Origin of the sequence: Burkholderia sp. PAMC 26561, from assembly GCF_001557535.2 — a bacterium.
GTDB lineage: Bacteria > Pseudomonadota > Gammaproteobacteria > Burkholderiales > Burkholderiaceae > Caballeronia.
In genome coordinates, this window is sequence record NZ_CP014315.1 from 830,375 (window position 1) to 846,996 (window position 16,622).

2 protein-coding genes and 1 pseudogene are annotated in these 16,622 nt (G+C 62.6%); 2 read left to right on the top strand and 1 reads right to left on the bottom strand.

Features of this window, described 5'->3' with window-relative positions; translation table 11 throughout:
* Window positions 1-5: 5 nt before the first annotated feature.
* Window positions 6-1,742 (bottom strand): cyclic peptide export ABC transporter, encoded by a 1,737-nt coding sequence (locus tag AXG89_RS38445; RefSeq protein WP_075358274.1) that lies wholly within the window; start codon window positions 1,740-1,742, stop codon window positions 6-8.
* Window positions 1,743-1,981: 239 nt separating this feature from the next.
* Between AXG89_RS38445 and AXG89_RS38450 the strand changes: the two genes are divergently transcribed.
* Both AXG89_RS38450 and AXG89_RS38455 read left to right on the top strand, forming a co-directional pair.
* A complete protein-coding gene (locus tag AXG89_RS38450; RefSeq protein WP_075358275.1) occupies window positions 1,982-11,593 on the top strand; it encodes a non-ribosomal peptide synthetase in 9,612 nt (3,203 codons plus the stop codon).
* A pseudogene (locus tag AXG89_RS38455) lies at window positions 11,590-16,568 on the top strand (amino acid adenylation domain-containing protein). The gene AXG89_RS38450 and the pseudogene AXG89_RS38455 overlap by 4 nt, the downstream one beginning before the upstream one ends.
* The last annotated feature ends 54 nt before the right edge of the window (window positions 16,569-16,622 follow it).

Consider the following 16,622-nt stretch of genomic DNA (forward strand, 5'->3'; position numbering starts at 1 on the left):
TATCTTCATCCGTTCGCGAGGGCAGGCTCTGGTCCGTACGTCTCGCTGACGATACTGCCGTTGTCGAGTTTCAACACGCGGTCGGCAAGCGGGAAATAGCGGTCGTCGTGCGTGATGACGACCACCGTCTTCCCCGCGAGACGCAGTTCGGGCAGCAATTGCTCGTAGAACACGGCCTTGAATGCAGGGTCCTGGTCGGCGGCCCATTCATCGAAGAGATAGAACGGCCGGTCCTCAAGATATGCGATCACCAGCGCAAGGCGCTTGCGTTGCCCTGTGGAAAGCGCGCGCGTGGAGAATGCGCCGTCCACCACTTGCACCTTGTGATCCAGCGCCAGCTTGCCGATGAGTGCGTTCGCGCGGGCATCGGCCTGGGCACGGGAAGGATCGTTCGGATCGACGATGCCAAGCAGAGCATCGAACAGATGGAAGTCATTGAAGACCGCCGTGAAACGCTCGCGATAAGCGGGGCGTTCGAGCGACCCCACCGGCTTGCCATCGACTTCGATAACGCCGCCCTCCGGCTCATAAAGACCTGTCAGCACCTTCGCGAGCGTGGTCTTGCCGCTGCCATTCCCGCCCACGATAAACACAAGCTCCCCAGGCCTGAACGTCAGGTCCACGGGTCCGATGCGGAACATGCGTTCGTCTCGTTCGTGGAAGTACGAATGCGTGACACCACGCAGGGTCAGTGTCTTGAACGACGCTTGAGAAGCGCTCGATGACGGCGGCGTCTGAACGTCCGCCGTGGACAGTCCGCCGAATTCCGCCATCACCTTTTCGATCCGGTCGAGCGACACGCGCGCTGCGTTCACGGTCGGCAGGTTGTTGAGCAGGCCATCGAGAGGCACCAGCATGAACAGGAACACGATGACGTAACCGGCTGCGGCAGGGGTATCGGCACGGACGCCCAACGACGGCCAGAAAGCGGCAGCGCCCAGGAACACATAGAACACGAAGATGATCCAGCCCACGCCAACGGCATAGGCACTGAACGCCCGTCGCCGATGATCGCGCACTTCGCCAATCGCCAGACCCAATTGTCCATCGACGAATTGGGTTGCGCGCGCCTGATGCAACTTCAGCTCCTTCGCACCGGTAAACAGCGCGCCGAGATAGCCGAACAACTTGTCTTGCGACTTGCCGGCCGCTTCGAGCGAGGCGATCGCGCGTTTGTCCCCGGTGTAATAACCGAATGAACCGACCACGATGGCGGTCAACGCAAGCAGGCACACCGGCAACGACAGCCACGCGAGATAAGCGAGACACCCGCACACGATGGAACCGTGCATCACGATGTTGGGCAAGGCGAAGAACAGCATGGAGACGTTGGTGGCGTCATCGGTCAGGACCGATTGCACGGGCGCCGCGCCAATACGTTCTACATCGCGCAACTCGGCGGTCGCGACGCGCTTGGCCACGCGTTCGCGCAATTGCGCCATCGTGTCCTGCGACAGCCGCGCAAACAGGACGCCCGACACGATCCGCGTGGCGAGCGCGACCACCGCGCACAACGCGAACCGCCATGCAAGCGTGCTATCCGCCGATGAAGGCTGCGACAGCGCGCGGTTCAGCGTTGCAACCAGCGTCACGCTTGCAACGCCATTCAGCACGCACGCGGCGATGGCGAGCGTGAACGCGCCGCGTGAACGCTTGAGCAGCGTCAGGATCAGGCGCGAGGCGGGCTTGGGTGGCGCGCTCTCGTTCGAGGTGGCGTCGTAACGCTCGGTGGCTGGGGTCATTACGTTTGGCGAGTGAGAGAAGCACGGTGGCGCGGAATGCGCCTCTTGCCTCATTGACGTTTGAGCGGGGGAAATATTTAGTCGCGCGTATCTGTTTCAAGCCTTTCGCGTGAAGCCCGGTATTCGGCCCCGAAAATAAAGGTAAATATTCTTGTGCGCAAATCGTCATCCCAATGAAGCCGCAATTCCTGTGGCCATTGAGCGGGCCGAAACGGCCAGGCTCAGAGGACTTCACGCCCATGACGACGCACACGACCCGTTTCCCGACCGCGCTGCATCTGCGTATCAGCGCGTTGGCGCGCCTTGCCCCTGATGCGCCGGCGCTGACATCGTTTTCGCCAGTGGAGACGCGGCTTTCGCGTGGCGAGCTGGACCGGCGCGCGGAACATCTGGCGTCGCGGTTGCGCGCGGCGGGTGTCGGGACGGAGGTGCGCGTCGGTGTGTGTGTCGAGCGTTCGTGTGAGTTGTTCGTGGCGCTGCTGGCCGTGCTGAAAGCGGATGGCGCGTTCGTTCCGCTCGATCCTCATCATCCGGCGGCCCGACTCGACTGGATCGTGAGCGATGCGGGTTTGACGCATGGGATCGTTGACGTTGCGGCGGATGAAATGATGCGTCAGCGGTTCGCGCACTGTTTGACGGTATCGAACGTGAGGGAGTCGTTAAGCGTAGAGGTTGGTGAGGATAACGATGAAATATTCGTCCATCCACGCGCCGCTGCATACATGATTTATACATCCGGCTCCACGGGAACGCCGAAGGCGGTCGTGGTCGAGCATGGGCCGCTTGCCGCGCACTGCGACGCGTTGACGGCAGCCCTGCCTATTCAGGCGGATGATCGCTTGCTGCATTTTGCATCGGTCAATTTCGATGCCGCGCATGAATGCTGGCTCGCTCCGCTTGCCGCGGGTGCGAGCATCGTAATTACAGATCCGCCGCCGTTCGCACCTGAGGCCGCGCTTGCGATGATCAATCGCGAACAGGTGAATATCGCGGCTTTCCCGCCGGCTTATCTGCGTGAATTTGCTGCGCTTGCCGAACGATCCGGCGTGCCCGCGTCTTTGCGTGTGCTTGGGTTTGGCGGTGAGGCGCTGTCAAAGGATGCCTTCGAAACGGTTCGGCGTGTGTTCCCGGCGGTGCGGCTCGTGAACGGATACGGGCCGACCGAAGCCATCATCTCGCCAATGTTATGGCCCGTCGCGCCCGATGTCACGCCGGATCTCGCAGGCGATGATGCTTATGCGTCGTTGCCGATCGGATGGGCTATCGGGCCGCGCGTGGTAGGTATCGACGGTGCGCAGGAAGCGGGGGATGTGGGCGAATTGCTGCTCGGCGGCGCGTGTATTGCACGCGGTTATCACGGCCGTGCGGCGCTTACCGCTGAACGTTTTATTCCCGATGCATCCGGCGAGCCGGGTGCGCGGATTTATCGAACGGGTGATCGTGCGCGTCAACGGGCGGATGGCGCATACGACTATCTTGGCCGTATCGATGATCAGGTGCAGGTGCGCGGCGTTCGCGTCGAGCCGGGTGAAATCGCCGCGTGTTTGCGGGCGCATCCGCTGGTCCACGATGCAGCCGTGCTTGCCGATTCAACCGATGGCCGCACCGTGCTGACAGCTTGCATTGTGACGGCCGATGCGCTGGACGATGCGACGATCAAGGCATTTCTGGAGCAACGCTTGCCGGATGCCTGGCAGCCGCATCGATACACACGCCTCGACAATCTTCCATACACGCTCAACGGCAAGCTTGATCGCGAGGCTTTGAGGCACGCGGTAACGGCGCTGGTGTTCAAGACCGATTCGAACCATGCAGCACCGCAAACCGATACCGAACGGTGGCTAGCGGCATGTTGGCAGCGCATTTTGAGCGACCCGTTGCCTGTTGGCCGCACGGATCGCTTCTTCAACCGCGGCGGTGATTCACTTGCGGCAATGCAATTGCAAGCCGCGATCCGCAGCGAACATAACGTCAATCTGCGGCTCGATACGCTATTCGATGACCCCCAGCTCGATGCACTTGCGGCGTTGATCGACAGCAGCGAGCGTGAATCCGGCCTGGTTCACGTCGCATTGAAACGCCTGCCATCGATGCCGGCCAATGCGAGTTTTGTTGATCGGCCAGCGTCGTTCGCGCAGCAACGTTTCTGGGTGCTTGCGCAGACGCAAGATGCGGGATCGGCTTATCACATCGCGGGACATTGGGCGCTTCGTGGCGCCCTGGATTCCCAGGCGCTGCAACGCGCGCTGGATCACGTCATGGAGCGCCACGATGTGTGGCGTACGACTCTTGTCGAGAACGATGATGGCGTCGTCATGCAGCGCATCCATGCGACGTTGCCGGTGCGCATCGGCCACGTTGATCTGCGTCATCTGAACGACGCCCTGCAAGACGAGCAAGCAGACCTTCTCGCGCAGGATCACGCGGCAAAACCTTTTGATCTTTCCGAAGGCCCGTTGCTGCGCGCAGATTTAGTGGCGTTCGCAAACGATTCACATCGGCTGATGCTCGCGGTGCATCACTCAGTCAGCGATGGCTGGAGTTCACGCTGCGCATTCGATGAACTCGCGGCCGCTTACACGGCGTTCGTCGAGGGTCGCGATCCCGCCTTACCAATGTTGCCGATCCAGTACGCGGACTACGCGCAGTGGCAACGGGAGGTAGTCGGAGGCGCAGAGGGCGCGCGCCAGATCGAGTTCTGGCGCAAGGAACTCGATACCGCGCCCGAGCCGCTTGCGCTGCCTTGCGATCGCACGCGTCCTGCGGAACGCGATCATCGCGGAGGGCGGGTGTCGTTGCGGCTGGGTGCACGCACGTCAATGGCTGTGCACGAACTTGCGCATCGCGTACAAGCGTCGCCGTTTGCGGTGCTGCTCGCTGCGTTTGATGCCTGGCTTTATCGGCTGACGGGCGCAACGGATCTGGTTGTCGCGGTGCCGGTTGCGGATCGCCAGCGCGCGGAAACCGCGCCTTTGATCGGGTTGTTTTTGAATACGCTCGCGTTGCGTACGAAGGTTCAGCCGCTCGCGTCGTTCGAGGTGTTGCTCGACTCCGTTCGAGCGGCTTCGCTTGCTGCGTTCGCTCATCAGGACGTGCCCTTCGATCAGGTTCTGGACGCTGTAAAACCGCCTGTGCGTCGCGGCGAAGAATGGCTGCGCGTGAAGTTCGCCCAGCAGTTCGATACGGAGATCAAAGCCGCATTGCCCGGCGTGTCCGCCGTTGCGACGCCGGGTCCGGACCTCGCAGCGCGCTTCGATTTCGCGCTCGACGTCACGGTCGATTCGCGCGGCATCGAACTGGTGTCTGCCTATGCACTGGATTGCATCGATCCCGCCACGGCAGAAGCTTGGCTTGCGAGCTTCGCGGCTCTTGTGACGGATGCCGTGCGTGATCCGAAGCTCCCCGTTGCGCTGCTCGATTGCGCCGGTACTTCCGATGTGCGAATGCGGCGCATGTTGGCTATCGAGGGCAAGGACGTTCTGTCGCTCATCGCCGCTCATGCGGTTTCAACGCCCCACTGCGTGGCGGCCGCCGACGAAACGACTCAACTGACATGCGCCGAACTCGACGATGCATCGGACCGGGTTGCGTTCGCGTTGCAACAACGCGGTGCAGCCATCGAACAGCCGGTCGTGGTGTGCATCGAGCGCTCGGTGCGCTTTGTCGTGGCCTTGTTGGGCGTGCTGAAATCCGGCGCCTACGCGGTCCTGCTTGATCCCGCGATGCCATCAGAACGCCTCGCCGCTGCCGCCGAAGCTTGCGGGGCGTGCCTGGCGCTCGTTTCGAAGGGACCGCGAAGCATTGCCAACGTGACGGTACTGGATATCGATGCCATCGAGCAGGATGTCTCGCTTTCCAACGCGGCCGCCCGTCGTGTTTCGCCGGTGCCGCACCAGGCCGCGTACCTGATCTTCACGTCGGGCTCTACAGGCACGCCGAAGGGTGTCGTGGTCTCGCATGGCGCGCTCGCGGACTACGTGCAGGGGATGCTTGACGAACTCGACTTCGCGCCCGGCGCATCCATGGCGATGGTTTCCACTGTCGCAGCCGATCTCGGACATACGACGTTGTTCGGCGCGCTGTGCTCCGGCCGCACGCTGCACTTGCTGCCCGCGTCATGCGCGTTCGATCCGGACCGTTTCTCCCAGGAAATGCGCACCCGCAACGTCGGCGTGCTGAAGATCGTGCCGAGTCATCTTCATGCGTTACTCGATGCGCAGCGTCCGGAGGACGTGTTGCCATTGCACGCGTTGATAACAGGCGGCGAGATCTTGCCGTGGGCGTTGGTCGACCGGATCGCCGCGCTCAAGCCCGGTTGCCGCGTGATCAATCACTATGGTCCGACTGAAACGACGGTGGGTTCGCTCGCTTGCGATACGTCAGCCTTGACGCAAGCACATTCACGAGGGCAATCGGTGCCCATCGGCCGGCCCTTGCCGAACGCGTATGCATGCGTGCTCGACGCATTTGGGTCGTGCGTGCCGGCCGGTGCGATCGGAGAGCTGTATCTGGGTGGTCCGGGCGTCGCGCGGGGATATCTGGGACGCGCGGCTGCCACTGCCGAAAGGTTCGTTCCCCATCCAGAGGCGTCGGGCGAGCGCCTTTACAGAACGGGAGACCGCGTTCGCTTACGTGCCGATGGTCAACTGGATTTCCTCGGACGCCTCGACGATCAAGTGAAGATCCGCGGCTACCGGGTTGAGCCGGGTGAGGTGAGCGCGACGCTGCGATGCATCGACGGTGTCTTGCAAGCAGAGACGCTTGCGGTCGAACACGAAGGGCGCTTGCGCCTTGCATCGTTCGTCACATTGCATAAAAACAGCGTTCATACGGAAGCGGCGTTGCGCGAAGCGCTCGCGCCAAGCGTGCCCGAATACATGGTGCCCGCCGTGCTTGTGGTGATGGACGCGCTTCCAGTAACGCCCAACGGCAAGGTTGATCGCGCCGCGCTGCGCGAAGCCGCAGCCACACCCGTAAGCGTTGAAAGTGACGGCGACGCACCTCGCGGACCGAGGGAAGAAACGCTCGCTGCCGTCTGGAAAGACGTATTGAAGGCGGAGCGGGTTGGACGCGCCGACAATTTCTTCGAACTTGGCGGCGACTCGATTCTCGTGCTTCAGATCATTGCCCGGTCGCGCAAACGCGGCGTGCGTTTCACGCCGAAGCAACTCTTCGATGGTCCGACCATCGCGCAACTGGCCACAGTCGCTACGTCAATCGATACAGCGGCAGCGCCGATGGCGAGTGCGCCGGTGCGTGCGTCGACTGCTGTCCTGACGCCCGCGCAACTGCGCTTTTTTGCGCTGGACATGCCGCAACGCGGGCACTGGAACCAGTCGGTCGAGTTCGATACGCAAACGCCGTTTGATCTCGATGCTTTTGCCCGCGCCTTCGATGCGCTGCTAACGCATCATAAAATCTTCAGCCAGCGGTTCGTGCAGAGCGCCGGCGGTAGCGCATGGTCGATTGTTCGAGCACCGAAGCCTTTCGATACATTGCCGCTTGCAGCGACCACTGCCAATGATCAGGCTGATTCGCTCGCGCAGTTCGACGCATTGCAATGCACGCTCGACATCACGAACGGACCGCTTGTCTGCGCGTTGGCCGCGGCGCTTCCGGATGGCAGCACGCAGCTCTATCTGGCGATCCATCACCTGATAGTCGATGGTGTGTCCTGGCGTATCCTGCTCGATGATCTGGACGCAGCTTATCGCGCCGCAATCGATCGTCGCGCCATACAGTTGTCGCCCGCTGGTACGCGAGCACAGGACTGGGCCGCACGTCTCGCACGTGCCGCACGTGAACCCACATCCCCGTTCGCGCAGGAAACGTCGTACTGGTGCGCACTTGCCAGCTCGCACGAGGATATGCCGCTCGACCATCCACAAGCATTGGCGACGAATGCCGACGCCGTTGTTTTCGAACAGACGCTGGCCGCCGACCTCACGCGCGCAGCGTTGAACGAAGCAAATGCTGCATACCGGACGCAGACAGTCGAGCTGCTGGCCGCTGCGCTGGCCCATGCGATCGGCGAGCAAACCGGACATTCATCGTGCCGTATCGAACTCGAAGGTCATGGCCGCGAGGCGTTGTTCGATGATATCGACGCAAGCCGCACGCTTGGCTGGCTGACGAGTCACTATCCGGTAGCGCTGGACATCGACGCGTTGCCTCTGGGAACGCTGACGCAGGCCAAAGACACGTTGCGCGCAGTGCCGCACAAGGGTCTCGGCTTCGGCGTCCTGCGTCACTACGCCGACGCCGCGACACGCAACGCGCTTGCAGCGGTTCCGCGCCCGCGCGTGACGTTCAACTATCTTGGTCAGTTCGACGCTCCTCGCGATGCGTTGCTCGTGCCGCATTTTGGAGGCGCCGGCTGCGAACGCGACCCGGCGGGACCGCTTGGCAACGCGCTTGCGATTCACGCATATATCGATACAAACGGTGCCCGCACGCTCAAATTGCAGTGGGTATATGCCGCGACGCAATTCGATCGCACGACGATTGAAGCGTTGGCGCGGCGCTTCGAAACGATCCTCGCACAGATCGTGGCAGCGTGCGCGGATCGTCTGAAGCTCCAGGGTGGCGGAGCGACCCCGGGCGACTACCCGCTGGCGCTCAAAGCGGGTTTGAACCAGGCCGCGCTCGACCGCGTGCCGCACGATCTTCGCTCGGTCGATGACATCTATCCGCTCTCACCGATGCAGCAAGGAATTCTGTTCCACTCGCTGCTCGCGCCGGAGCAGGCGACCTACGTCAATCAACTGGTTGCAACGTTGCATGCGCCGGATGTACAACGCCTTCGCGCCGCATTCGAAGCAGCAGTGCCACGTCATGACATTTTGCGCACGAGTTTCACGCCCGACGAAGCCAAGCCGATGCAGATCGTGCACCGCCAAGCGCGCATGTCTGTTGACCTGCTCGACTGGCGCGATCATGGCGATAACACGCTCGAATCATGGCTTGCGGCGGATCGGGCACGTGGTTTCGATCTGATTACGCCGCCACTGATGCGCGTGACGCTCATCCAGATCGCGGACGACGAGTGGAAGCTCGTCTGGACCCGCCATCATTTGTTGCTCGATGGCTGGAGCACCGCGCGTCTCTTCGCCGATATCCTGCGCGATTACATCGACCCGCCGCAGGCGCAGCCCTTCTCGGTGCGGGCGAAGTCGCGCTATCGTGATTTCATTGCGTGGCTGGCCGAGAAAGATGAAGGCGTGGAAAAGGCGTTCTGGCTCGAACGTCTTGCCCGTCTCGACGAACCGGTGCTCGTCGCGAAACGCGATGTGGCTTTGGAGACGGGCAACCGCACGTGGCGAGCAACGTTCGACGCGAACACCATGAGCCGCGTCACGGAAACTGCACGCCGGCTTCATGTCACGCTCAACACGCTGGTGCAGGGCGCATGGGCTCTTGCATTGCAGCGGGTCACACATCAGTCATCGGTTGCGTTCGGCGCGACGGTCGCGGGTCGGCCGGATGCCTTGCCCGCTGTCGATAGCGTGCTTGGTCTTTTCATCAACACGCTGCCTGTAATCACGGCGCCGTCACCGCATCGTGAGGCCGCGACGTGGTTGCGCGAGTTGCAAAGCGATAACGCGGCTGCCGCAGAGCACGCCCACACGCCGCTTTCAGATATCCAGCAATGGGCGCGTCAGGGCGGCGGTGCGCTCTTCGACACGCTGGTCGTTTTCGAAAATTACCCCGTCGATGAAGCCTGGGCCGGCCGCGATGAACGCGCGCTCAAGATGCGCGACTTGCGCAATATCGAAGCGACAGATTTTGCGGTGACGCTCGTGATTGAAGCGGGCGAGTCGATGACGATCGACTACGGTTACGACGCGGCGCGGATGGATGAGAAGCGCGTGACGATGCTGCATCGCGCGTTCGCTGCATGTCTGGAAGCACTTGTTATCAACCCGCACGCGTTGCTCGGCACGATCTCGATTGCAAGCCCGGAAGATATCGTCAGGATCGCCCAATGCAACGCGACTTCACGCACTTGGCCGGCGCAACAACAACTGCCGTTGCATCGCCAATTCGAACGTGCGGCTAAAGCGTCGCCTGATGCCATTGCGCTTGAATTCGCCGATGCAAACGGCGAGCTGCGCCAGATGCGTTATGGTGAACTCGATGCGCTAGCGGATCGCGTTGCCGCAGCGCTGGTGGCGAAGGGCGTCAAACCGGATACGGCGGTAGCGTTGTGCGTGGATCGATCGTTCGACATGGTCATCGCGCTCATGGGCGTGTTGAAGGCGGGCGCGGCGTACCTGCCCATCGACCCGGACTACCCCCCTGAGCGTATCGCGTACCTGCTCGACGACGCAAAGCCCGCAGTCGTTCTGACGCAAGCCCATCTACGTGAGCGTATCGAAGCGGACAGTGCGCGCGTCTTCACGGTCGCCGAACTGATGCAAGACGATACGGCGCACGGCCTACACATCGGCGTAGGAGCGCAACAGCTTGCCTACCTGATCTATACATCGGGTTCAACGGGCAAGCCCAAGGGCGCGGGCAATACGCACGGCGCGTTGTCGAACCGGATCGCGTGGATGCAGCGTGCTTACGCACTGACCGATCGCGATGTCGTGCTGCACAAGACGCCGTTCGGCTTCGACGTGTCGGTGTGGGAATTCGTCTGGCCGCTCTCCGTGGGCGCGAAACTGGCAATTGCCGCCCCCGGCGATCATCGCGACCCCGCGCGGCTCGTCGCTGCAATCGAAGCGCGCGGCGTGACCACGCTGCACTTCGTTCCCTCGATGCTCGCCGCGTTCATCGCTTATATCGACGACTTCAACGTTGCGGCACGCTGCACGAGCCTGCAGCGAATCGTGGCGAGTGGCGAGGCGCTCGCGCCTGAGCTCGTCACGCGTGCTGCCCAGTTGCTGCCAAACGCGCGTTTGTACAACCTGTACGGGCCGACTGAAGCCGCCATCGATGTCTCGCACTGGACCTGCAGCGTAGTAGATGGGGACGCGGCCTCCGTCCCAATCGGCCACGCGATCGACAACCTGCAACTGCACGTCCTCGATGCAGCGTTCAATCCGCTGCCCGAAGGCGCCATCGGCGAGCTTTATTTGGGCGGAGCAGGGCTTGCCCGCGGGTATCTCGGCCGGCCGACACTGACTGCCGAGCGCTTTGTACCCGATCCGTTCGTGGCGGGCGCGCGCTTGTATAGAACGGGCGATCTTGCGTGCCGTCGCAGTGATGGTGCGCTCGATTACCTCGGCCGTATCGATGCACAAGTGAAGCTGCGCGGACAACGTATCGAGCCGGGCGAAATTGAAGCGCTGCTGCGTGCGTATCCCGGCGTGCATGACGCCGTGGTTATCGTGCGCGAAGAACAATTGATCGCGTACGTGGCGCGCGGTGCCGAGGGCGCGCTCGATCAAGCCGCGCTTCTGGATTCGTTGCGCGCCCAGCTACCGCCTTACATGGTGCCCGCCCGCGTGATCGAACTCGACGCGCTGCCGGTTACGCCGAACGGAAAATGCGACCGCAACGCGCTGCCAGCACCCACGCGCGAGGACCGTTCCGTCGAGTCGCCGCGGACGCCGACAGAACATGATCTGGCCGCGATCTGGCAACGCGTTTTGCGCATCGAATCAATCGGACGCGACGATGATTTCTTCGCGCTCGGCGGCCATTCGCTGCTCGCCACGCAGGCTAATGCACAGGCCAACCTTCACTGGTCGTTGATGCTTCCGCTACGCACACTCTTCGATCAACGCACGCTTACACGCTGCGCCGCGGAGATCGATCGCGCACTTGCCGCACATGGAAACGCAAATGGACAAGACGCGATAAGCGCAATCGATGCATTACTCGGCGAGCTCGAAGCGCAATGAAGACCGGGAACCAAGGATCGACGTTGACGGCAAGACCGGATCTGCTCTCTCTTGCGGTGCGCTTCGCGCAGTTGCCTGACGCACAACGCAAGGTGTTCCTGGAACGACTCCCGGCTACGGGTATCGACTTTCGCATGCTGCCCATACCGCCGCGCGCCGAGCGTTCCGCGAGGGTTCCGGCATCGTTCGCGCAGACCAGGCTCTGGTTGCATGCACGCATGATCGACGAGCCTGCGGCGTATCACATCACCGAGCGGCTGCGTCTCGATGGCGCCCTCGACGAACACGCGCTGCGGCGTTCGTGCGATGCGTTGATTGCGCGTCATGAGGCGTTGCGTACGACTTTCGCGGAAGGCGCGGACGGTGTATCACAGAGCGTGCGTGCACCCGAGCGCTGCTGCTGGCAGGCATTTGATGTGAGCAGCGTTCCGCTTGCCGAACGCGAGGCGCGGGCACAGGAACTCGCCCTCGCCGATGAATCCGGGCCTTTCGATCTGGCCCACGGCCCGCTGATGCGCGCGTGCCTGATCCGTCTCGATGCGACCACGCACTGGCTTGCATTGACGACGCATCACATCGTGTCGGACGGATGGTCGGGGGATGTGGCGCTGGCGGAGCTGGCATCGTTCTACCGGTCGTATGTAAATGGCGAAGCGGTTTCGCTCGAACCGCTGCCGATCCAGTATGCCGATTACGCGCTATGGCAGCGACGCTGGCTCGATGCCGGCGAACGTGATCGTCAACTTGAATTCTGGCGCGCGCAACTCGATCCGGCCCGCGACGTGCTGATGCTGCCCGGCGCCGCACCGCGCCCGGCACAACGCAGCGCAGCCGCCGCGCGTCATGTTCTCAAGCTCGACGCAACGCTCGTGCAGCGTGTCGCGGGTCTTGCGCGTGCGCGGCGCGCAACGCCTTTCGCCGTCCTGCTGGCGACGCTCAATGCACTGCTCGCGCGCGCGTCCGGCGAACCGCATATCTACATCGGCGTGCCCGCCGCGAATCGGGAACGTGCCGAGACAGCGGGACTGATCGGCTTCTTCGTGAACACGCTGACGGTTGCAACGCGCATCGATGCCACGCAAAGTTTCGGGACACTCATCGATGCAACGGCGCAAAGTCTTGTCGATGCACAGGCGCATCAGGACGTGCCCTTCGAGCAAGTGGTCGAGGCAACGGGCGTTGCGTGCAGTGCGAGCCACCACCCGCTGTTCCAGGTCATGGCCGCGTTCGGGGCGCGCCGTCCGCTTCCGTCGTTCGCCGATGTTCGCGTAACCGAGTTGCCCTCCGGCACGCCGTTCGCAAAATTCGACCTGACGCTCAACTTCGAGCTCCGCGACGACGGTGCCATCGACGCCTCTTTCCTGTACGCGCTCGATCTGTTCGAAACCGATGCCATCGATCGTTTCGCGCAGCGTTTCATGGAGTTGCTGTCGAATGCGCTCGACACGCCGGATGTGGCGGTTGGCGACCTGCAATGGCTGCCGCTTGCCGAACGCATCCAGCTCAATGCCTGGAACCACAATCCGCCCGAAGACGACGGGTTCAAGCCGGTGCATGAACGCATAGCCGACCACGCGTGCGCGAGACCCGAGGCGCGCGGCGTAGCAGACATGCAGCGTTCGCTCACGCGCGGCGAAGTGAACACGCGCGCAGCGCAGCTTGCGCAGCGCCTCGTTGCCGCAGGTGTAAGCGCCGAAATGCGTGTGGGTGTGGCGCTCAGCCGCTCGGTGGACCTGCCTGTCGGTTTGATCGCCGCCCTGAAATCGGGCGGTGCGTTCGTGCCGCTCGACCCGAGTCATCCGCGCGAACGCCTCGCGCAAATTCTCGACGATGCGCAGATCGTCCACATCATCACCGAGCGTGCAAGTCTGTCCGCGCTGCCTGTCTCGGAGCGTGTCCGCGTCTGGCTGGTCGATGACGAAAGCCTCTTCCACGATGACAGCACTGCGCTGCCATCCGTTGCACCGACGCAAGCGGCCTACGTGATCTATACATCCGGATCGACGGGCAAGCCCAAGGGCGTGATCGTCGATCACGGCTCGTTCGCGTTGCATTGCACGGCGATTGCGAAGCGTTACGGAGCGGGCGAAGACGACGTCTTCCTGCTGTTCCAGTCCGTCAACTTCGACGGCTCGCATGAAGGTTGGTTCTCGCAGTACATGTCGGGCGCGGCGGTCGCGGTCACCGCGGATACCCTGTGGCCGCCAGCGCTAACCTGCAAGATGATGATTCGCGAAGGCGTGACCATGACGTATGTGCCGCCGGGTTGCGCGACGCAACTCGCCGAGTGGGCGCTCGCGCATGGGGCGCCGCCTACGTTGCGTTCGCTGACCGTAGGTGGCGAAGCCACATCGCGCGAGGCCTTCGCACTGATGCGCCGCGCGTTTCCGAACGCACGCATCGTGAACGGTTATGGCCCGACCGAAACCGTCATCACGCCGATGCTCTGGATGTTCAATCCCGGCGATGATCCCGCGAAGCTCGCCGACAGCGCATACCTTCCGATCGGCACGCTTGTTGGCGCCCGCACCGCCCATGTGCTCGATGCACGCCTGAACCCCCTGCCGGCTGGGGTGATCGGCGAGTTGTATCTGGGGGAGAGGGCGTTGGAGTTGCACGCGGATATCTTGACCGGCCCGCGATGACGGCGGAGCGGTTCCTGCCGGATCCGTTCGGTGTTCCGGGCGCTCGGTTGTATAGAACAGGGGACCTGGTGAAGCGCCGTGCCGATGGCGTGTTCGACTTCATCGGCCGCGTGGATCATCAGGTGAAGCTTCGTGGCTTGCGTATCGAGCTTGGCGAGATCGAAGCGCAACTTGCCGCGCATGATGATGTGCGCGAGGCAGTAGCGGTAGTGAACGGCAAGGGCGCTCAGGCAGCGCTGGTGGCATACGTCGAACTGACCGACGAGGCGCGCAAACGGTCCACACGCGCCAATGCCGCCGAGCTCGACGCGCATCTGCGTCACACGTTGCCGGACTATATGGTGCCGGCGTTCATTGTCGTGCTCGATGCGTTGCCGCGTAATGCCAACAGCAAGGTCGATCGCGCTGCGTTGCCCGAACCACAGCGTGTGCAGCGCGCCTATGAAGCGCCTTCGGATGCTTTGGAAGTCGCGCTGGCGAGGATATGGCGCGAAGTGCTTGGCGCGGAAACGGTAGAACGCGTTGGTCGCGCAGATCATTTCTTCGAACTCGGTGGTCATTCGCTCGCGGCCGTACGAGTTGCGACTTGCGTCGCCGAGCAGCTTGGACGGGACGTGCCGGTGCGCACGCTTTTCGAGGCGCCGGTTTTGTCGCAATACGCCCAACGTGTCGCGCTTTCCAGACGTGTGGACGCGATGCTCGACGGATCTGTTCGACAACAACCGACGCCCGATGCCAACGGCATCTTGCCACTGTCAGCCGCGCAGCTCGGATTGTGGTTCCTGTGGCGTTCGCAGCCGGACAGCGCCGCTTACAACATCCCCATCGCGTTGCGCCTGCGCGGCACGCTTTCCGCCAATGCACTGCGTGAAGCGTTTGCGCAAGCTGCCGCGCGGCATCCCGCGCTGCGCACGCGTCTTGTGGGACGAACGGGCGGGCATCCGGGTCAGCGTATCGAAGGGTCCTGTCCGGTTGAACTCCGTGTGATCGATCTCTCGAACGAACCGTCGCGTGTTGCGCGTGCGAACGAGCTCACGGACGAGGACGCATTGACGCCGTTTGACCTGCTTGAATCATCGCCGCTTTGGCGTGTCCGGCTTCTGCGACTTGCCGAAGATGATCATGTCCTGTCGCTCGTGATTCATCACATTGTCTCGGACGGACAATCGATCGACCTCTGGCTCGAGGAAGTCCGCTCAATGTACGTCGGGGTGATATCGGGTTCGCCTGTTGCGCGCGCCTTGCCGATGCCGCCAGTTCTTCCCCTGTCTGCGCCGCAATCACGCATTGCGTTCTGGCGCGATGTGCTCGGAACGCTGGACATCGGCTCATCAAGCATCCTGCCGGCGCCCCCATCAGGCCGCGCGATGCAACCGCGCTGGACAGCGAGCCGTATCGCGTTCGAATTCGATGAAACGCTCATACGCCGAGCCCGCGCGATGTCCGTGGAAGCACATGCGACGCTGCCCATGCTGCTGCACGCCGTGCTCAATGTGGCGTTATACCGGCTGACGGGCGTGTCCGATCAACCCATCGGCGTGCTTTCTTCAACCCGCGAGCATTCCGGCGATGCCGCGCGTCACGCGCTTGGCCTCTTCATCAACGCGGTGGTCGTTCGCACGCAACTCGCGGAACGCGATACGCCGGCGACCATCCTCAATGCAGTACGCGACGCAGCGCTTGCAGCTTACGCGCATGCAGATACGCCTTTCGCCGACGTCGTCGCGGCGTTGCGCGCACCGCGCGAAGGTCTGACGAATCCGCTCTTCCAGGTGATGTTCAACTACTTGCGCCCGGCTGCAACGATCGCGCGGAGCTGGGCGGGCCTTTCGCTCGAGGGGTTCAACGACGTCCGGCACCATGTGGTCTTCGAGCTGGAGCTGGATATTGTCGAACATCGCGATGGACGCGTGACGGGTGCGTTCTCATACGCAAATGAACTGGTCGATGCAACATTCGCCGAGGCGCTGGCGCAAGAGTATCTCCACGTGGTGACGAAGTTCGTCGACGCTCCGACCGTTGCCTTGGACGCGGCGAACCGGCGTTTCAAAGCGACATCGAGCGTACCCGAACCATTCACGCTGGATGCCGAGGCCGCTTCGACAGCACACACGCTCGAACATCTCTGGCGCGACGTTTTCAACGGGCCGCCGCTGTCCCACGACGACAACCTCTTCGAAGCCGGAGCGACCTCGTTCGATGTCGTGCGGTTTATCGATGCAACCCGTGCAGCCGGTTTCGCACTGACCATTCGCGATGTCTTCGAAGCGCCCAGCATTGCAGGCCTTGCTTCGAAGGTGGCGTCGAACGTGGAATCGCGCGAACCGTGACCGATCAACTCAACCGCCGCGCGCCTTTTCAACGCGCCACCGCAAACCGATAAG

Coding starts and splice junctions, on each gene's coding strand:
- AXG89_RS38450 (WP_075358275.1), top strand. CDS start 1,982: ATGACGACGCACACGACCCGTTTCCCGACCGCGCTGCATCTGCGTATC.
- AXG89_RS38445 (WP_075358274.1), bottom strand. CDS start 1,742: ATGACCCCAGCCACCGAGCGTTACGACGCCACCTCGAACGAGAGCGCG.